Source organism: Verruconatronum alginivorum, from assembly GCF_056590205.1.
Genome location: NZ_JBWPVQ010000001.1, coordinates 1,498,341 through 1,517,395, shown reverse-complemented (window position 1 = coordinate 1,517,395; position 19,055 = coordinate 1,498,341). Strand labels below are relative to the sequence as shown.

The 19,055-nt window shown below is 59.2% G+C and carries 19 protein-coding genes; 4 read left to right on the top strand and 15 right to left on the bottom strand.

The genetic code is table 11. The features are described from left to right. Positions 1–84: 84 nt before the first annotated feature. The 3 genes from miaB to gmk all read left to right on the top strand — a co-directional run bounded on the left by miaB (position 85) and on the right by gmk (position 2,714). A complete protein-coding gene (gene miaB / locus ACWUI2_RS05410) occupies positions 85–1,479 on the top strand; it encodes a tRNA (N6-isopentenyl adenosine(37)-C2)-methylthiotransferase MiaB (protein WP_486981842.1) in 1,395 nt (464 codons plus the stop codon). Positions 1,480–1,543: 64 nt separating this feature from the next. Next, complete coding sequence (locus tag ACWUI2_RS05405) at positions 1,544–2,086, top strand: hypothetical protein (protein WP_486981841.1); 543 nt, start codon at positions 1,544–1,546, stop codon at positions 2,084–2,086. Positions 2,087–2,093: 7 nt separating this feature from the next. Then, on the top strand, positions 2,094–2,714 hold the full coding sequence (gmk, locus tag ACWUI2_RS05400; protein WP_486981840.1) for a guanylate kinase: 621 nt from the start codon (positions 2,094–2,096) through the stop codon (positions 2,712–2,714). 496 nt (positions 2,715–3,210) lie between these two features. Here gmk and gndA read toward each other — a convergent pair whose 3' ends face one another. From gndA to ACWUI2_RS05365, 7 genes are all read right to left on the bottom strand, one after another. Then, positions 3,211–4,713, bottom strand: a complete 1,503-nt coding sequence (gndA, locus tag ACWUI2_RS05395) for an NADP-dependent phosphogluconate dehydrogenase (RefSeq protein ID WP_486981839.1) — start codon at positions 4,711–4,713, stop codon at positions 3,211–3,213. Between the two features lie 207 nt (positions 4,714–4,920). Next, positions 4,921–5,829 carry a hypothetical protein gene (locus tag ACWUI2_RS05390; protein ID WP_486981838.1) on the bottom strand — a complete coding sequence of 303 codons (909 nt, stop codon included), beginning with the start codon at positions 5,827–5,829 and terminating at the stop codon, positions 4,921–4,923. A gap of 76 nt (positions 5,830–5,905) precedes the next feature. Beyond that, positions 5,906–7,030: a DNA polymerase III subunit beta gene (gene dnaN, locus ACWUI2_RS05385; RefSeq protein WP_486981837.1), complete on the bottom strand. Its 1,125-nt coding sequence runs from the start codon at positions 7,028–7,030 to the stop codon at positions 5,906–5,908. A gap of 222 nt (positions 7,031–7,252) precedes the next feature. Beyond that, positions 7,253–8,140, bottom strand: a complete 888-nt coding sequence (gene pssA, locus ACWUI2_RS05380; RefSeq protein WP_486981836.1) for a CDP-diacylglycerol--serine O-phosphatidyltransferase — start codon at positions 8,138–8,140, stop codon at positions 7,253–7,255. A gap of 103 nt (positions 8,141–8,243) precedes the next feature. Continuing rightward, on the bottom strand, positions 8,244–8,597 hold the full coding sequence (locus tag ACWUI2_RS05375; protein WP_486981835.1) for a type II toxin-antitoxin system RelE family toxin: 354 nt from the start codon (positions 8,595–8,597) through the stop codon (positions 8,244–8,246). A 71-nt stretch (positions 8,598–8,668) separates the two neighbouring features. Then, positions 8,669–9,025, bottom strand: coding sequence for a hypothetical protein (locus tag ACWUI2_RS05370; protein ID WP_486981834.1), 357 nt, complete (start codon positions 9,023–9,025; stop codon positions 8,669–8,671). Between the two features lie 190 nt (positions 9,026–9,215). Further along, positions 9,216–10,274, bottom strand: coding sequence for an MBL fold metallo-hydrolase (locus ACWUI2_RS05365; RefSeq protein WP_486981833.1), 1,059 nt, complete (start codon positions 10,272–10,274; stop codon positions 9,216–9,218). Between the two features lie 166 nt (positions 10,275–10,440). Between ACWUI2_RS05365 and ACWUI2_RS05360 the strand changes: the two genes are divergently transcribed. Beyond that, entirely contained in the window at positions 10,441–11,322 is an 882-nt protein-coding gene (locus ACWUI2_RS05360; protein ID WP_486981832.1) for a hypothetical protein, read from the top strand. An 888-nt stretch (positions 11,323–12,210) separates the two neighbouring features. Here the strand turns inward: ACWUI2_RS05360 and ACWUI2_RS05355 are convergent. From ACWUI2_RS05355 to ACWUI2_RS05320, 8 genes are all read right to left on the bottom strand, one after another. Beyond that, positions 12,211–12,876, bottom strand: coding sequence for a methionine biosynthesis protein MetW (locus ACWUI2_RS05355; RefSeq protein WP_486981831.1), 666 nt, complete (start codon positions 12,874–12,876; stop codon positions 12,211–12,213). Then, positions 12,873–14,024 (bottom strand): homoserine O-acetyltransferase MetX, encoded by a 1,152-nt coding sequence (gene metX / locus ACWUI2_RS05350; RefSeq protein WP_486981830.1) that lies wholly within the window; start codon positions 14,022–14,024, stop codon positions 12,873–12,875. The genes ACWUI2_RS05355 and metX overlap by 4 nt, the downstream gene beginning before the upstream one ends. Before the next feature lie 50 nt (positions 14,025–14,074). After that, positions 14,075–14,833: a YebC/PmpR family DNA-binding transcriptional regulator gene (locus ACWUI2_RS05345; protein ID WP_486981829.1), complete on the bottom strand. Its 759-nt coding sequence runs from the start codon at positions 14,831–14,833 to the stop codon at positions 14,075–14,077. Between the two features lie 123 nt (positions 14,834–14,956). Continuing rightward, on the bottom strand, positions 14,957–16,777 hold the full coding sequence (yidC, locus tag ACWUI2_RS05340; protein ID WP_486981828.1) for a membrane protein insertase YidC: 1,821 nt from the start codon (positions 16,775–16,777) through the stop codon (positions 14,957–14,959). A 10-nt stretch (positions 16,778–16,787) separates the two neighbouring features. Further along, on the bottom strand, positions 16,788–17,135 hold the full coding sequence (yidD, locus tag ACWUI2_RS05335; protein ID WP_486981827.1) for a membrane protein insertion efficiency factor YidD: 348 nt from the start codon (positions 17,133–17,135) through the stop codon (positions 16,788–16,790). Next, entirely contained in the window at positions 17,132–17,497 is a 366-nt protein-coding gene (gene rnpA / locus ACWUI2_RS05330) for a ribonuclease P protein component (RefSeq protein ID WP_486981826.1), read from the bottom strand. Before rnpA ends, yidD begins: the two co-directional genes overlap by 4 nt. A gap of 32 nt (positions 17,498–17,529) precedes the next feature. Further along, positions 17,530–17,670 carry a 50S ribosomal protein L34 gene (gene rpmH / locus ACWUI2_RS05325; RefSeq protein WP_486981825.1) on the bottom strand — a complete coding sequence of 47 codons (141 nt, stop codon included), beginning with the start codon at positions 17,668–17,670 and terminating at the stop codon, positions 17,530–17,532. A 330-nt stretch (positions 17,671–18,000) separates the two neighbouring features. Continuing rightward, entirely contained in the window at positions 18,001–18,651 is a 651-nt protein-coding gene (locus tag ACWUI2_RS05320; RefSeq protein ID WP_486981824.1) for a hypothetical protein, read from the bottom strand. Between the last annotated feature and the right edge of the window lie 404 nt (positions 18,652–19,055).

The following is a 19,055-nucleotide window of genomic DNA, read 5'->3' as shown; positions in this document are numbered from 1 at the left end:
CCTACGGTTCCTCGATAAAAGCGGATAACCGTTTGACCTGGTCACGGCGTTTCATAAGAGTGCTTCTTTTTGTTCCTCTTGTCCATGAACCGCGTATACATCAAAACCTACGGTTGCCAGATGAATGTGCGCGACTCCGAAGCAGTCGCGGCGATGTTGCGCGACCGGGGTTATCGGATCGTGGAGGATGAGAAAACGGCCGACATCGTCCTGCTGAACACGTGCAGCGTCCGGGATCTGGCGGAACAAAAGGCGATCAGCAAGGGCGGCCACCTGGCGGCGCGAAAGAAGAGAAATCCGCGTTTCATTCTCGGAATCATGGGCTGCATGGCCCAAAACCGGGGAGCGGAATTGATCGACCGTCTGCCCGATCTCGATTTGGTGGTCGGCACCCAGCGGTTCCACCATGTGCCGGATTACCTCGACCGCCTGCGACGGGACCGGGCGGAAGAGACCCCGGTTCCTTCCACCATCGTCGATCTCGACGAGGAGCCGGATTCCCAGAACACCATCAAGGACCACCACCTCGAAAACGGACGGCAGGTTTCGGCTTTCGTGTCGATCATGCAGGGTTGCAACATGAGTTGCGCCTTCTGCATCGTGCCGAAAACCCGTGGGGCGGAACGGTCGCGGCCGATCGAGGAAATCGCGCGCGAGGTCGAGGAGTTGGCGGCGAACGGCACCCGCGAGGTCACTTTGCTCGGACAAATCGTCACCAGTTACGGGCGCGGCATGATTCCGGTGGCTCACGGCAAAAGCGCCTTCGTCCAATTGCTGGAGCGGTTGCACGAGATCGACGGCATTTCCCGGATCCGCTTCACCTCACCCCATCCGCGCGGTTTCAACAAGGATCTCGCCCAGGCTTACCGCGATTTGCCGAAATTGTGCGAATACGTCCATCTGCCGCTCCAGTCCGGATCCAACCGGATCTTGAAGGCGATGAACCGTCCGTACTCCCGCGAAAAATACCTCGAAATCGTCGACATGCTGCGGGACGCGGCTCCCGGGATGTATTTTTCGACCGATGTCATCGTCGGTTTCCCCGGAGAGACCGAGGAAGATTTCGAGCAAACGCGGGAGATGTTCGCGCGGGTCGAATACGACATGGCCTACATTTTCAAATACAGCATCCGCAGCGGCACCCCGGCGGAATCGATGCCGGACCAGATTCCCGACGAAGTGAAGGAAGCCCGCAACCAAGTGCTGCTCAGGATGTTGACCGAAAGTTCGAAGAGACGAAACCAGTCATTGCTCGGAACCAACCAGGAGGTCTTGATCGAAGGGCCGAGCAAAAAAGGCCGGCTTTTCACCGGCCGCAACCGGGGCAACCGGGTGGTGTTGTTCGAAGCTTCGGAGCGGCTGGTCGGCGAGATGGTTCCGGTCCGGATCGAACGCGTCACCTCAAGTTCCCTCTACGGCTCGATCGTCCTGGAGGGAGTCGAAACTCCGGAGATGGCGGTGGCGACGGGCGCGCGATGAGCCCGCCGCTTTCCTTTTGCAATTCGTCCCGGATCGCCGATACTCATCCTCTTTTTCTCACTCGATGTCCTTGTTTTTCGCCACATTTCTCACCGGCCTGGTCCTGATCGTCACGGGCGGATTGCTGCTGGGAAAACCGAAAGCGACGGCGGCGATCGCCCAAGCTTTTCCCCGGTCGGAACGGGCGACCTATCTGACGATGGGAATCGCTACCATATGGTTCCTTTATCATGTCCTACAGTTGGGCGAGGCCGATTTCGGGGACTTCCGACATTACCTCTTCCTCGGATTCGCGGCGATTGCGGTTCTCTCGTTTGTATACGTCAAAGATTTCCTCGCGGTCCGCGGTTTGGCGGTGCTGATTCTGCTCGTCGCCTGGACCTTGTTGACTCCCGCCTATTTGCAGGAACCGGCGAGTCGGCTTTTCCTGGTTAGTTTGGTTTATGTGGCGATCGTCATCGCCCTTTACCTCGGAGTTTCGCCATTCCGTCTGCGCGATTTCTTTAACTGGCTTTTCGCCACCGACCGGCGCCCCCAAATCCTGGGCGGCTGCTTGGTGGCTTACGGAATCTTGTTGAGCGTGGTCGCGTTCAAGTATCCGAGTTGAGATTCAGATGTCGTATCCCGTTCCCAAAGAGGAAACCGCGCTTCTCCTGATCGTATCCGGCCCGGCCGGTTGCGGGAAAACGACTCTGTGTGAAACGTTGGTTGTCAGCGATGTTTCGATCCAGCGGGCGGTCACCTGCACCACCCGCGCGCCACGCCCGGGAGAGACGCATGGGGAGGATTATTACTTTTTCGACGAATCGGGATTCGAGAAAGCGGTCGCCAACGGAGAGTTCCTGGAGCACGCCGGAGTACACGGGGCCCGTTACGGAACGTTGAAACGGGAAGTGCTCGGCAAATTGGAGCGCAACATCAGCGTGGTGCTCAACATCGACGTCCAAGGCGCGGCCTCGATGCGGGCGGTGGCGGAATCGGATCGTTTTTTCCAAGGACGCCTGGTTTCGATCTTTATCCTTCCTCCCAGTTTGGAGGTGTTGCGGGAACGGATGCTTACCCGGGGAGCGGACGACGACGCCTCGATCGACCGCCGCCTTCGCAACGCGGAGATCGAAATGCGCCAATGGCCCGAATACGATTACTGCATCCGCAGCGGTTCGCGGGAGGAGGATTTCCACCAACTCCTCAGCATCGTGACCGCCGAACGCCGCCGCGTGAGCCGGTTGGTCTGAGGGAACAGGGCGTTAACTTCCACCGCTGGAAGACAACCCCCCGATTTGGTCGCTCTGCAACCCGCATAAACGCTCGCCGAATCTGCACGACGACACACCCCACCGCTCTAGCGAGCGGTCCCCCCCTCTCAAAGAGGGGATCTACGTGAAAAGTTCCCCTCTTGAGAGGGGGGGACCATGCGCCAGCATGGTGGGGTGTGTGAGTAGTAGGGTTGGCTTTGCCGCCCCATTCTCCACGATGGTCGAAAGGCCCGGGGCTCTGGAGCCTGGTTCGACGCTGGACATCATTAGTGCGGACGGTTTGGGCCGCTGCTGTCGGGCGGCGGAGCCAACCCGACTACGGCGAGCGGCGCATGCCCGTCACTGGGAGGGATGGCATCCTGCCGTCCGCCTTCGGCGTCAGAAGAAGGTCGGCTCGATTAAGCGAAAAAAAACGACCGCGGCCGGTTAGACCGCGGTCGTTTGATGGAAACGTCCAACTCGACGGTTTTCCGCTTCAGGACTCGATTTGCGGACGGTCCTTGGCGGGCCAATCGATGTGATAGAACTTGCCGCGCGGTTGGTCGACTCGCTCGTAGGTGTGGGCGCCGAAGTAGTCGCGCTGGGCCTGGAGGAGGTTGGCGGGAAGACGTTCCGACCGATAAGCGTCGAAGTATGCGAGCGACGAGTAAAAGGTCGGAATCGCAACGCCATGGGAAGCACCGGTGGCGATCACTTTGCGCCAGTTGCTCTCCGCTTTTTCCACGGTTTCGCGGAAATACGGGTCAAGCAGGAGGTTGGCGAGGTTCGGATCGCGTTCGTAGGCTTCGGTGATCTTTTGCAGGAAAACGGCACGGATGATGCAACCGCCGCGGAAGATCTGGGCGATTTCACCGAAATTCAGCTTCCAGTTGTATTCCTCCTGGGCGGCCCGCATCAGCTGGAAACCTTGGGCATACGAACAGATCTTGGAACAATAGAGCGCGTCACGGACCGCTTCGATGAACTCCGCCCGGTCGCCGTCGTAGGCTTTCTTCGGACGGGGGAGGATCTTGGAGGCGGCGACCCGCTCGTCCTTGACCGCGCTGATCAACCGGGCGAAGACCGCTTCCGCGATGGTCGGGGCCGGGCAACCGAGGTCGAGGGCGCTGACGGAGGTCCATTTGCCGGTTCCCTTTTGTCCGGCGGTGTCGAGGACGATGTCGACGAACGGCTTTCCAGTGGCCGGGTCCTTTTGTTTGAGGATGTCGGCGGTGATCTCGATCAGGAAGGAGTCGAGGGCCCCTTTGTTCCAGTCGGCGAACACCTCGCCCATTTCGTCGGCGCTCATACCGAGAACGTCCTTCATCAGCTCGTAGGCTTCGCAGATCATCTGCATGTCGCCGTATTCGATGCCGTTATGGACCATCTTCACGTAGTGGCCGGCGCCGTCGGGACCGATGTGGGCGGTGCAGGGCACCCCGCCTTCGACCGGTTTGCCCGGTTCGGCTCCTTCGAGCGGACGGCCGGTCTTGCCGTCGACCTTGGCGGCGATAGCTTTCCAGATCGGTTCGATCTCTTTCCAGGCTCCCGCATCGCCGCCCGGCATGAGGGAAGGACCGAAACGGGCCCCTTCCTCGCCGCCGGACACGCCGGATCCGACGAAACGGAAACCCTTTTCCTTCAATTCCTTCTCGCGGCGGATGGTGTCGAGCCAATGGGCGTTGCCGCCGTCGATGATGATATCGTCCTTCTCGAGGAGCGGCAGGAGGCTCTCGATGACAGCGTCGGTCGGCCGACCGGCTTTCACCAGAATGATCACCCGGCGGGGACGGGCCAGCGAGGAGACGAACTCTTCCAGCGTGGCGCAACCGACCAAGCCGCCCGGGGTATCGGGGTTTTTCTCCACGAACTTCTCCATGGTGGAGGTCGTTCGGTTGTAAACCGAGATTTGAAAGCCATGGTCGGCCACGTTGAGGGCCAGATTCTGCCCCATAACGGCCAATCCAATGAGTCCGATGTCTGATTGCTTCTCTGCCATAGTTTCGGTGGGTTTGATTGTGAACCCGCAGTCCGTTGGTCGGAACTGCAAAGGCAAAGTTCTAGCGGAAATAGACGATCGCTGGCGACAAAGAAATTTCGGGTTTTGCGGAAGAGAGGCAAACGTGACACGGACATTCTTGTCTGTAATAAAAAACAGGCAGGAATGCCTGTTCCACCTGATGCGTGACACAAAAAACCAAAGTCTTCAGGCGGAGGTCGATTTGCCGAAGTAGTTGAGGAACCAGACTTCCTTCCAGACGCGATAACGGCCTTCGGAGGTCATTTTCCCGTGTTCGTCGCGCATGTGTTGAGGATAAAGAAACCCGAGGTCGGTATTGAGGCGTTCGAGGACCGCTTGTTGACCGTTGAGATCTTCCAACGGATCCGAATCCCACGCTTCCAACCGAAGACCTTCCCGCTCGATCCGCCGAAGATGGAGACGGTGGAGCCGGGCCACGTTGCGAATCAGGGTCTTGCGGACTACCCGCCAATTTTCCGGATAAAAACCACCGAACGGAATGTAAAGGTTGTCGGTGATTACTCGAAGGCCGTCGTCGGTCATCGAGTGAAAACTGAAACACTCGTTCACTGTCCCCGAGCGTTGGGGAACGAAAATCACCTGCAAACGAGTCAACTGATCCTGGCTTTGGAACACGATGCTCCGAATCACCAGGCCCATTCCAAGATCCGATTTCAGTGATTGGACCTGATTAAAGCCTTCGTTGCGCAACCAGTCGCGCAGGCTGAGGAACTTCTTCTGGGCCGGCCATTCCTGGGTGTGAGAATTGTCGGAAAACCGGGGAAACAGCGGAATCGAACTTTGGCTGAGCGCTCCGATCGCCATCCAGTTGACCATCGTTTCTCCGAGAAACCAGAGAAGGAAGGCGCTAAGCGAAAGCACCCAGAAGGGCCGTTCCGTCCAGCCAAGTTCCCGGGCGACCAGGGCCAAACCGAAGGCGAAGACAAACCAGCGGAGCCAACGATTGAGGATGCCAACCTGGGGAAGGCCCCAACGGTTGTTGCCGTAGGCGAGCGCCACCGATGCGATGGCCAACGCCACCACGATATTGATCAAAATTGACGGCTGGGTGTCCATCATCCTCCCTCCTTGCATGGGGGAAAGATCGGCCGGTTTCGAGGAAAAACGGCCAACCGGAAAATCCTGTGAAAAACTTGCCGCAAAAACGGCGTCAGTTCAACCGGAGCGGCATGATCACGCAGATGAAGCTTTCGAGCGACTTGAACACCCCCGGGCTGAGCTCGTCCTTCAACTCGAAATAAACGTCGTCCTTGGTCAACGCCTTGAGCGGATCCATCAGGAAATACGGGTTGAAAGCGACCTCGATTTCCGGGCCCTCATACGAAATAGCCATCGATTCGTGGGCTTCCCCGAAGTCGGGGCTGGAGGCGGTGATTTCGAGAAGATTGGGCGAAACCTTCAGGCGGACGGTGTTGCTCTTGTCGCTCGAAACCAAGGCGGCGCGGTGGACGCACTGGAGGAGGAGTTCCCGTTCGAGCTTGATCCTCTGGTGGGTTTCTTTGGGAATAACTTGTTGGTAATTCGGATAATTCCCTTCGACGATCTTGGAAATCAGGTTGACGCTACCGGTCATCCCGCCCGCTTCGTCATTGGTTTCGATGTCGAACGCGACCTGCCGGTCGCTGAAGGAAATGGTGACCTGCCGTCCGAGATCCAGCAGACGGAGCAATTCCCCGGCGGTCTTGGCCGGGATGATGATCTTGCCACTTTGTTCCGGCGGGAACTCGAGTTCCTTGCTGATCAAGGCGAGACGACGGCCGTCGGTGGCCACGAGGGAGAGTTTGCCGTCGTCGAAATTGAAATAGACCCCGTTGAGGATGTAGCGGGCTTCGTCGGAAGACTGGGCGTAGGAGACGCTGCGGAGCATGGTCGCCAACTGGTCCTGGTCGATGACGAAGGTGCGGTCTTTGCTGAACGTCGGCAGCGGGGGAAACTCCTCCTTGCCGATCCCCATGATGCGGAAGGTGGATCCGCCGGAAGCAACCTTGGTGTTGTGGTCTTCGGCGGTTTCGACGGAAACGTCGGTGTTCGGAAGTTCGCGGACGATGGTGGCCAGACGCCGGACCGGGAGGGTGACCGCGCCGCTCTCCGAAACCTGCGCCTTGATCGAGCACCGGATCCCGAGATCGAGATTCGTGGTGGTCAGAAAAATGCGGTCGTCTTCGGCTTCGATGAGAACGTTGCCCAGGATCGGCATGGTCGCCCGAGGGCTGACCACGTTAAGAACCTGCTGCAGGCCGCTGCTGAAATGGTCGCGGTTGATTTTGAACTTCATGGAGATACTAGTTAGGGAAATTTCGAGACTGCTGACAATCCATTAAGAATAGAAGATTATTTTAAAAAGAGTATTCTTATTATTATGGTATGGGGAGAAGTGAAACAACTAGGCGGAACCCGAGATTCTAGGGGATTCCCCGATGGTTTGAATGGTGTGAAAAACCATCCAATAACCTAGGGAAATCCCTGACTTTTTCCCAAGCCGGTTTTATTCCCCATTTTATTCGCTGTTTTTCCGGGCGTTTTTCACAAGGTTTGGACGCTGTTCCCGGAGCTCCATCAGGCGCTTGGTCCGGCGGTTCACTTTTTGGATATGGCGGAAGATTCCGTAGAAGATGTATCCATGGAATACGATCGCCAGTCCGACGCCCCAGAAACGCCAGAGAAGTCCGGCGGCGATCAAGAGCAGGATGAAGGAGCGGAAACGGATCCGGGCCTTCCAATTGACGCCCTTGAGGCTCGGGTAGCGAATGACGCTCACCATCAGGTAGGCGATCAACAGCATCAGCAGCGGCAGCAGGATCGCCCAACGCTGGAGATCGTAGGTGTTGAGGAAGAAGACCAGGCTGGTGATCGACCCGGCGGCGGCCGGAACCGGCAGTCCGATGAAGTCCTTGCCGATGTCGGTTTGTTTGACCGTGTAAACGGCGGGATGCGTCAGCACGTTGAAGCGGGCGAGACGGATCGCCGCGCAAAGCAGGTAGATGAACCCGATGAACCAACCGATCCAGAGGAAGTAGGGATATTGTTCGGTCGGAGAGAGAATGAGGAAAAACACCATCAAGGCCGGGGCGATCCCGAAGGAGACCACGTCGGCGAGCGAATCGAATTCCTTGCCGAACAACGACTCCCGGCCGCCAATCCGGGCGAGGGCTCCGTCGAGGGCGTCGAAGATGACCGCCGCCAGGATGAAGAGGACGGCGTGAGTGTAGAGCTCCATCGAGAGCGCGTCCTGGCCGGTCTGGGTGGCGATGTGGGCCTGGATGCACTTGATCACCGCGACGAACCCGCAAAACAGATTTCCGGCCGTCATCAGGTTGGGCAGGACGTAGATCCGGCTGGCCCGGGTGCTTTCGAAGATGTCTTTCTTTAGGTCGTGGTTCGACATGGGAAAGGATGGTGGGGGAAGCGGTGAAGGAAGGAGATCGGTGGAAAATCCGCCGGCCGCGGGGTGGCGGGGAGAGGCGGCGGGTTGGTTTGGTCCTCGCGGATCAGCGTTTCAGGCTTTCGAGATATTTCCAGAAGGAGTGGTGTTGCTCCAGAAGTTGCTCTTCCGACACCGGAAGTTTCGTCCGGAAGACGAAATCGGTCAGGCTGTTCTTGTGGAGGATATATTCGCAATAGAGGGTTTCGGCGTCGGTGACTTCGAAGTAGACCCGGAACTCGCCGCAACGGAGCCGGTAGAAGACCTTGTTGCCCCGATTGAAACGACCGATCGGTTCGCGGGGATTGGCGAGATCGGTCGCGGTAAGATTGCTGACCGGTTCGATCAACTGCATTTGCTCGCGGGTGCCGAGTTTGCTCAACTCGTGCATCGCCTGTTCGCTGAAGGTTACTTGGTACATGGAGACCGTGTGGAACGGATAGCGGTGTCGGTAAGTGCGCGCGCCGTTGCGGTGGCGGACGGGAAAGAGTATCAGTAGCCGGTGACGGTGACTTCCCCGGTTCGGGAGTTGTAGTTGTAAGAGACACCGCTCGGGAGATCCGGCAACTGGGCCAAGTATCCCTTCTGGGTCAGGTCGCTCAAGCTCGAAGGGTTTTGTCCTTCGGAAACGTTGTACATACGAATCGCGTTGTTGACGGTGCTCAACGCGGAGGTCACTTGAGCTTGATTGCGGGCCTGGATGTTGGCTCCGACGTAACGGGAAGGAGCAGTAGCGGCCTCTTCGGCCGCCTGGCGGGCGCCGCCGCCACCGTTGTTGTTGCCGCTGGTATTGACGTCGCAACCGGTGAAAGCGATCAAGGGAAGAACCAGTAAGCTGATTTTTTTCATCAAGATAGGATAGCCCGTTCTAAATAAAACGCCAAGCCAATTTCCGAGCGGGCGGTATCAGTGGAATATCCGTGGGACAGGCATTCCTGCCTGTTTCTTCCCACAGACAGGAATGTCCGTGTCACGTGCTGCTGTGGCACAGGCATTCCTGCCTGTCTTTCTCCACAGACAGGAATGTCCGTGTCACCTACTAGGACTCGACCTCCGTCGGCACCAGGCGCACGGTTTCGCCGAAGTGGACGGCGCGGAAGGTGTCGGGGGGGAGGCCTTCCTTCGCCATCACTTTATCCAAATACAGGGGCGGTTCGTGAGCCGGTTCGTCGGCGAGAGCGAAGGTGCCCCAATGGGAAGCGATCGAGAAGCGGGAGCGGATGTCCTTGTGGATCTGGACCGCTTCCTCGACGTCGACATGGACCGGATGCATGTACCAGCGCGGCCGATAGGCGCCGATTGGGATCAAGGCGCAATCGATCGGACCGAACGACTCGCCGGCGTCTTTAAAGAAAGGGGCGTAACCGGTGTCGCCGAGGAAATAAACCCGCTTGTCGGCGATCTGGAGCATCCAACTGCACCAGAGAGTCTTGTTGCGGTCGAACAAGGTCCGTCCGGAGAAATGCTGGGCCGGAAGGCAATACAAGGTCATTGGCCCAAAACTGGCGGTTTCGCCCCAATCCTTTTCCTCAAAATTCGAAAGCCCTCGTTTCTCAAACCAGCGGGAGAGTCCGAGGGGAACGAAATAACGGGGAACGTCGCCGAGGAGCCGGATCGAATGTTTGTCGAGGTGGTCGTAATGGTCGTGGCTGATCACCACCGCGTCGATCGGTGGAAGTTGGGAAGGGTGGAGGCCGGGTTCGGCTTTGCGGCGGGGACCGGCGAAACGGACCGGCGAACACCGTTTGCTGAAAATCGGGTCGGTCAGGATGTTGAGTCCGGCGGCTTGGATCAGGAAGGTGGTGTGGCCGATCCAGGTGATTTGGAGCACATCCGGATCGGGGTTGCGGACCGCTTCGACATTCGGTCGCGCTCGGCGCGGGACGTAGCGGCGGGGAAGTTCGCGTTTGCTGACGACCACCGGGTCTTTTTCGCCCAGGCGGAATTGCCAGCGGAAGAAGTCGCGGAAATTGTGACGGGCATGGGGATGGAGATTGCGGAAACCGTTTTCGCCATGGTGGGGCTTCTCTTCATCGAGGGTGGGGCCGTCGTTGTTGCGGAAGGCGTAACCCCAGCCGACGAGAAATCCTGTAACCATCCGGCGAGGCAAGGAAATGAGACGTTTCAGGCTGGAACCTTGTTTGCGTTTTCGAGTCATTGGGGCCTTACTATCCCGCACGAAGGGAAAATTTCAAAAAAATTGGTCGATTGGTCCATTTCGCTGGTGACAAACCACCGACGAATTAACACGAAGGCATGAAAAGATGAAATTCCAAAGTTGGGTCCTCGTTTTGATGGGGTGGGTATGGCTGTCGCCGGTTGTGGTGGTCGGACAGGAAAACATGGCCGAGCGTCAGCTTCGGCAGATGGTCGAGGAGGAGCAACGGATTTTGCGCGCGGCGGAGCGGCCGGACGGGACTCACGACACCGAAATCCTGGAGCGCCGTTTCCAGCGGTTGATCCACCGCTACGACGGGTTCATTCAGGCGAATCCCGATTTCGCGGTCGGTTACGTGGCCTATGCGCGCCTGCTGGAACGGGTGGGGGAGGACCGCGCGGCCCGGGCATTGTACATGCAAGCGAACCGGTTGGACCCGAACATACCGCTCGTGAAAAATCAGTTGGGCAACTTTCTGGTGGAAGAAGAACGGTTCGCCGAGGCGCTTCCATATTATCTGGCCGCGACCGAGTTGGAACCGGGCGAGCCGGTCTATCACTATCAACTCGGCGAACTCCTGCACGAATTTCGGGACGGTTTCCTGGACGAAAACATTTTCACCCGGACGGTTCTGGACAAAACGATGTTGGAAGCATTCGGCCGGGCCGCGTCATTGGCCCCGGGAGAGCCGGCTTTCGCCTACCGCTTCGCCGAGGCGTTCTATGATTTGGAAGAACCGCGATGGGACCAAGCCTTGGAAGCCTGGGATCGCGTCGAGCGCCAAGCGACCTCGGCGGTGGAAAGAGAAACCGTGACCCTCCACCGGGCGAACATCGCGATCAAACGCGGACGTATCGAAGAAGCGGAGACACTGCTGGCGAAGGTAAATCAACCGGTGTTGGCGGCGAACAAGGCGGCCTTGGAAAAGCAATTGACGGCATTGAAGTCGAAGGAATCGCCGTCCAAGGAGAACGCGGACGAAGAGTGATGGTTCATGGTGGCGAGGAGGTCCGGCCGTAGTCGGGTTGGCTTCGCCGCCCGACAGGAGCGGCCGGGACCGTCGGCTTGAAGTTTGATTTCAGCCGTCGCAGAAAATGGTGCGGCGGAGCCAATCCCACTACTCACCGAGTCGACTGAAGGAGCGGCGCGCTTCAGCCGCCGTCGTTGGACGGGCGAAGTTTGCGGACGACCCGCGTGGCCGACGGTCTTCGGCTAAAGCACGAAGCTCCCGGCGGGGCCTCCGAAGCCGGACGGGACGTAGCGTTAACCTAGCCGTGGTCGGGTTGGCTCTGCCGCCCGACAGCAGCGGCCGGGACCGTCGGCTTGAAGTTTGGCGTCGGCCGGTGCGGGTGAGGTGAATGCTTTCCGATGTTGCGTGCCGGATTTAGGAGCGGCGCGCTTCAGCCGCCGTCGCTGGATAGGCGGAGTTTGCGGACGATCTCCGTGGCCGACGGTCTTCGGCTAAAGCACGAAGCTCCGGGCTGGGCCTCCGAAGCCGGACGGGACGTAGCGTTAACCTAGCCGTGGTCGGGTTGGCTTTGCCGCCCGACAGCAGCGGCCGGGACCGTCGGCTTGAAGTTTGACGTCGGCCGGTGCGGGTGAGGTGAATGCTTTCCGATGTTGCGTGCCGGATTTAGGAGCGGCGCGCTTCAGCCGCCGTCGTTGGATAGGCGGAGTTTGCGGACGATCTCCGTGGCCGACGGTCTTCGGCTAAAGCACAAAGCTCCCGGCTGGGGCCCGGGATCCGGACGGGATGTAGCGTCGGCGTCGGCCGAACGCCACAAAATGGGGCGGCGGAGCCAACCCCACTACTTATCGAGCAATCCGTAGCATCCCGGCTTTCGCCGGATGGGCATCGTCGTCCGACGCGTCGCTCCTAATCTTTCTGCAGGTCGTAAACGGCGTGACCGCAGAGGAGGTTGGGCATATAGCGGCAGCGGGTTTTCCAGTCGCCGCGGAGATAGACTTTGCGGACGATACGGATGTTCTGGACCAGACAGAAATGTTCGAACTCGGCCACCGAAACCGGGTGGGTGGTGCGAGCTTGGTACCACTCCTGCGGATACACTTCGTTGCGGATCCGGCTGCCGGTTTTCAACAGGCTGAATCGGTTTTTCCAATACGCGTAGTTGATGAATCCGACCGTGACGAAGCGGGAGACCCGCAGCGCTTCCAGGACGGTGGCGGCGGGGTTGTTCAACTCCTGGAGGGTGCGGGAGCAGATGGTGCGGTCGAAGAAATTGTCGGGAAATTGCCGCATCAATTCCAGCAGGTCGCCATGATAGGCGTTCACGCCGCGGCGAATGCAACCGAGGACTTTGCGGGCGTCGATGTCGACCCCGACTCCGAAAACCGATTTTTTCCGGGTCAGGTATTCGAGCAGGATGCCACGGCCGCAACCCAGGTCGAGCACCCGGCTTCGCGGCTCCACCCATTCACTGATAATCTGCATGTCGACCGAACGTTTCTCGGTGGTCCGCCGCGGGAGATCGCGGCGTTCTTCGTCGGTTTCCGGAGATGCAATCGTTTCCGCGTCGCTCATGAGAAATCTTGTTTCAAGAAGGCCCGCACCAGATCGTAGAGAAACGGCGAATCGACCAAAAAGGAATCGTGGCCGAAATCCATCGCGACCTCGGCGTAGCTGGCGTATTTGCCGGCCTTGAGCATCGCATGGACGATCTCGCGGTTTTGCTCGGGCGGGAAGAGCCAATCGGAGGTGAAACCAACCACCAGCGTCCGGGCCTGGACCGGATGGAACGCCTCCTCGAGCGAATCGGTTTGGTCGCCGAGATCGAAATAATCGAGGGCGCGGGTGAAATAAAGGTAGGTGTTGGCGTCGAAGCGGTTGATGAAGCTTTGTCCCTGATAGCGAAGGTAACCTTCCACTTCGAAGGCGACATCGAGGCTGAAATCGTTCTCGCTCCCTTTGCGGCGGCGACGGCCGAATTTGCGGTCCATCCCTTTGTCGGAGAGATAGGTGATGTGGGCCATCATCCGGGCGATGCTCAGTCCGACCCGCGGACCCTCACCATCCTGGTAATCGCCTCCGCGCCATTCGGGATCCTGCATGATCGCCCGACGGCCGACCTCGTTGAAGGCGATGGTTTGGGGACCTTGCCGGGCGGTGGTCGCCATCGGGAGGATCCGTTTGACGAAACCGGGAAACTCCACCGCCCATTGCAGGACCTGCATTCCGCCCATCGATCCGCCGACCACCGCGTAGAGTTCGGGCAGTTCGAGATGGTCGAGCAGGCGTTTCTGGGCCAGCACCATGTCGCGGATGGTGACGAACGGGAAATCGAGGTTGTACGGTTTGCCGGTGGCCGGATTGATCGACGACGGACCGGTGGAGCCCTGGCAACCGCCGAGGCAATTGGAGCAAACGACGAAGTAGCGGTTGGTGTCGATCGCCTTGCCGGGACCGATCATGTTGTTCCACCAACCCGGTTTCCGGTCGTCGAGCGAATGGATGCCGGCGCAATGGTGGTCGCCGCTGAGGGCGTGGCAGATCAGGATGGCGTTGGTCCGGGTCTTGTTAAGACGACCGTAGGTTTCGTAGCGGAGTTGAAACGACGGAATGCTCCGGCCGCATTCGAACCGGAACGGTTCGTCGCAGACGAAATCCTTGTATTCGACCAGCCCCACTTCCCCGGAGCCGGTCTGGAAACATGTGCTGGAGGCGTCGTTCATCGGAATTCGACCGGGAACCCGGAGGGCGGACCGGTTGTCCCGGCGTCTCCTCAGCCCTCGGCTTCGACCGCTTCGAGCAACCCGTCCTCCATTTCGAAGTTGGAATGCACGTTGTTCACGTCGTCAAGTTCTTCGAGGATGTCGATCAACCGCAGCACCTGTTTGGCGGTCTCCGGATCGCTCACCGGCACGGTGTTGGTCGGGACGTAGGCGAGTTCGGCCGAGTCGGGCTCGACGTTTTTCTTTTCCAACGCCTGGCTGACCGAATAAAACGAAGAGATTGGGCAGAGCACTTCGTAATGGTCGGATTCCGATTTGATGTCCTCGGCGCCGGCTTCGAGGGTGACCTCCATCAGTTCCTCTTCGGAAATTTTCTCCCGGGCGATGAGGAATTGGCCGACATGGGTGAATTGGAAGGCGACCGCGCCGGTGCCGGCGAGGTTGCCGCCGTTTTTCGACAAGGTGCTCCGGACCTCGGAGGCGGAGCGGTTTTTGTTGTCGGTGGTGGTTTCGATGATGAGCGCCACGCCGCCCGGCCCGTATCCTTCGTAAACGATTTCCTCGTAACTGACGCCGGGGAGTTCGCCGGTGCCCTTCTTGATGGCCCGATCGATGTTGTCGCTCGGCATGTTCGCGCCTTTCGCCTTCAACAAGGCGGTGCGCAGGCGGGGATTCATGTCGGGGGCGCCTCCGCCCTCTTTGGCGGCGATGGTGATTTCCTTGCTGATGTTGCTGAAAAGCTTGCCGCGTTTCGCGTCAACGGCGGCTTTGTGCCGTTTGGTCGTAGCCCATTTACTATGTCCAGCCATGGTCGGTTCTTTCGTTTGGTAGGTTTGCCGGTTCCCGGCGCAAAAACCGATACTGTAGGGAAAGCCGGGCGGGAATCAATCCCGCACGTTCCCCCGCGGTCCGGCGGCCGGGAGCGGAGCGATTTACTTTTTCTTCTTTTCCTTCGCCGCCTTCGCCCGCGCCGCTTTGCCTTTTCCTTTGTTCAGGTAAGGAGAAACCGGCCGGTCGTCGGCCCCGTTGGCGGTGGCGACGGCCGGAGAATCGTCGTCGAACTTACGGTTGGTCAGGTATTGCTGCAAGATGGTGAGCAAATTCTGAACCGTCCAGTAAAGGACCAGTCCCGAGGAGAAGCTGTAACAGAAGATGAAGAAAATGAACGGCATCAGGCGGAAGATCTTCTGCTGGGTGCTGTCCATCGCCATCGGCATCATCCGCATCTGGTAATACATGGTGATTCCCATGAACACCGGCAGGATGTTGATCGGCAGGCCGAAAACATGACCGATCGTGTCGGGCGCGGAGAGGTCGGTGACCCAGAGGAACTCGGCGAACCGGAGTTCCGAGGCGCTCATGATCATCCGGAAGAGGGCGAAGAAGATCGGGATCTGGACCAACATCGGCAGACAGCCGCCGACCGGGTTCACCTTGTTTTCCCGGAAGAGCTTCATCGTCTCCATCTGCATCTTCCGCGGGTCGTCCTTGTATTTCTCCCGCAACTCCTTCATCGGCTGCTGGATTTTCGCCATCCGTTTCGAGGAACGGGCGGCGGTTGCGGTCAGCGGCCAAAGGATGGTTTTAATGATGATGGTGACAAAAATGATCGCGAGGCCGAAGTTCGGCACCCAGCCGTGGATCCCGACCATCATGCTGAGCAAGAGCTTGCTGATGAAGGCGATCGGTCGCCAGCCGAACTGCATGACCCGGTCCTGCTCCTGCCCCATCGCCTCCAACCGGCGGAATTCCTTCGGTCCGGCGTAGAAACTGCCGGTCAATTCCTGGGTGGCGTTCGGGTCGATCCCGCGGAGATCGAAAAGGAGGTTGCCGGTCATTCCCTGCAACGGACGGCGCTGGCCTTCCTCGCCGGGCAGATCGACCGGTTGGGCGATGAAACCGACGGCGCGCTGGTCGGGGGTGAAGATGTTGGTGAAAAACTGGTTCTTGACCGAGCCCCAGACCACCGGACGTTGTTCCTGGATGAATTCCTTCGGTTCGCCGGAAGCCATTCCGATCCAGGCGAGGAAGCCGCCGCCGCGGAATTTCCGGGGGGCGAGGTGGCGGAACCGGTTGCCGTCGTGGTAATTGAAATTGAGGTGCTCCATCCCGATCATCTGGCGGCCGGTCGGAATCGCGGTGCCGAGATGGACGCCGAACTGGTTCAGCGGGATGTATTGGTCGTCGGTGAGGTTGCGGAAAGCGGTGGAGTGGGTGATCAGGTAGGCGCCCGGATCGCGGCGGCCCGCGCCGGTCTGGATGCCGTAACGACGGACAACCTCCAGATTCCCGCCGATCGATACGGCGAAAACGACTTCGGTGTCGCTGTGGCTCACCAACCGGTAACCGGCGTTGGCGTCTGCCCCCGGCAGTCCATCGAGGCTGAGCGCCGGCAAGGTGGCCGGATCGTTCAGGACGTAGCGCTCCTCGCTCCCCTTGGTCAGCGCGTAATCCTTCAGTTTCACCCGATGGATCGCGCCGCCGATGTTGGTGAACTCGACGATGAAATATTCGTTCTCCAGCCGGACGATCTCCTCTTCGATCTCCGGATCCGGCTCGGTGGCCTCCGGCAGAGCCGGGGTGGCCGGGGCGGCGGTGCGCGGCTGCTGTTCGGCGGGGGCCGGACGGGTAGCCTCCGGGGCGTCGGGCGCTTCCGGCGGCTCAACAACCGGTTGCGGCTGTTGCTGAAAGACCATGAGGGTAAAAGCCGCCATCAGCAGCAAAACCCCGATCACTGTGTTTTTTTTGTCCATTACGATCTATCTAGTGGGAAAAAGGAGAAAACTGACGGTGGTCGCCGCGCGCGGCGGAGTCGGGAGCCGTTCCGTGGGAGCACCGCCGGGGAGGAACGGGATCGTATCCCCCCGGATGGAACGGATGGCACTTCAAAATCCGCCATGTTGTGCGGCCGAGACCCAAAAGCAAACCATGGCGGCGGATTGTTTCGATCCCGTATTCGGAGCAAGTCGGATGAAACCGGCAGGCCCCGCCCGGACCGAAAATCGCCACCTTCATCGGCGAAAGGACCAGCTGGTAAAACCGGATCAGGAGGACCGCTCCCGATGCCGGCAACCGGATCACCCGGTGGAAGAAGAGGGACGGCGCGCTCATTTGGCGGAAGATTGGGACCATCCGCTCACCCGGCGGCAGGCCTTGAGAAACCGTTCCTCCGTTTTGGCGAAAGCTTCGTGGGGGAGGGAGCGGCGGGCGATCAGGACCACGTCGCACTGCGGCGGCAGCTGGTCCTGGTGGATCCGGAAAAGTTCGCGCAACCGGCGTTTGGCTCGGTTGCGAAGGACGGCGTGGCCGGTTCTTCTGGAAGCGATCACGCCCACGCGACGAAGGGGCGCCTCGCCGCCCGGTTTAAGCAGGATGTTGAAAAGAAACGAGCCGCAGTCAATTCCGCGGCCGTCCTTTCGCACCGCCTCGTATTCTGCCGTACGGCGCAAGCGCTGGCGGGAGGTGAAGCGCATGAGCCCATGAAGGCGGGAGTTCGCGCCCCCGGTCAGACGGAAGCGGAAAGACGCTTGCGACCTTTGCGGCGGCGGGCGTTGATGATGGCGCGGCCGCCCCGGGTGGCCATGCGGGCGCGGAAACCGAACTTGCGGGCGCGCTTCAATTTGGAAGGTCTGTATGTTGGTTGCATTGTCTATTTACCTCGCTGAGATGATGAAAAAGGAAAGAACATTAGGATCGGCGGTTTCCCTGTCAAGCCGTAAGGGCATTAAGAAAAACTCCCCCAAAGTGGCGAGGCCGTCCCGGCTTCGGGCAGTGGCCATGCCACAACCCAGGCGTTATTTATGAAACCTCGTTGTTTATTTTCGCGCGAAGCACTTTGGAGCAAGTGCGGTCCGTCCCCGCACCGCTTTCGAACGCTCAGTGATGGCCGCGCGCCCGGCAGCCATCCGACAATCGGAGGTCTTCCGAACGCTCGAAAGGCTTCTTTGCCTCATCACGGCAATCGACCTGCGACGGATCATTCCATCCGGCCCGCAGGAGGAGTTTCCGACCTCTGGACCGGAGTGCTCAAGCGGGCGCCGTCGGAGGTTTTCAGAGGGTAGACGTATTGTAGAAACAGGAAGAAGAAGCCCAGGGAGATTACCAAGATCAATAGGCCGAGGATATGGGAGCTGATCTCCAAACCATCGCGTCCGATCTTAATGGTGTTGGCCTGGTTCGGCGCCACGGTTCCCGGGCGAACCGGGGGCTCGGGCCGGAGGAATTGGATCCACGCCAATACCAATCCGCTGAGAACGAGGAGCAACACCAGACCGTAAATGACCAGCGTCCCCAAGTGATGCACATCGAACGCCCGTCTCGTATAATCTCGCGCCCAGAGGGAGTATTCGAGCCGGGAAATCTCGTCTTGGAGGACCATTGCCTTGAATTGCTCGTCATCCAGTAGCCATGGATGAACCTGTCCGGGCGTCGGGCGTGTTTGGGAATCGGCTGTCGTGCGGATTTTCGGCAGGTACTGCTGGGGCGTTTGGTGTCCTAATTTCTCGAGCAGAGCCTCCACCGCCTCCCGGGAAAAATATTCGTTTTCCTGGAGATCGGCTCCAGTCCCACCGGGTGCCGCGGGATCTGCTGGCAGGATCTGCTGGGCCCAAGCTGACGAATGCATCATAAGGAAAAGAGCCACAAATGGTAAAAGCTTCATTGGATCAGGGAGGTTGGGGGCTAGGGGTGAAGTCGGTTAAACAGTTCCGGTTCGGGCTTCTCCGTTGCCTTCGTGGCGGGGATCAGCTCGTCGATTGGGAATAGGCCAGATTGAGTCAAAGTTTAACGCCTCGTCAAGGCGATTTTTCGAGGATTTCCAAAACTTAAGACATCCCCCAAATCCTCGCCTCTTTCCCGGTGGAACGAAGATTTTTAGCGGTTTATGTGGCCAATGCCGCCTTGGCTTTGCTGAAACCGTGCCGCTATCCGGACCGTCAGGTGGCGACGCAGGTCGCTGCTTTCGGGAGGGGAGGGCGGCTTCGCGGTGTCGGAATCGCGCGGGGTTTCCTCTTGTCTCGATTTACAGCGAGT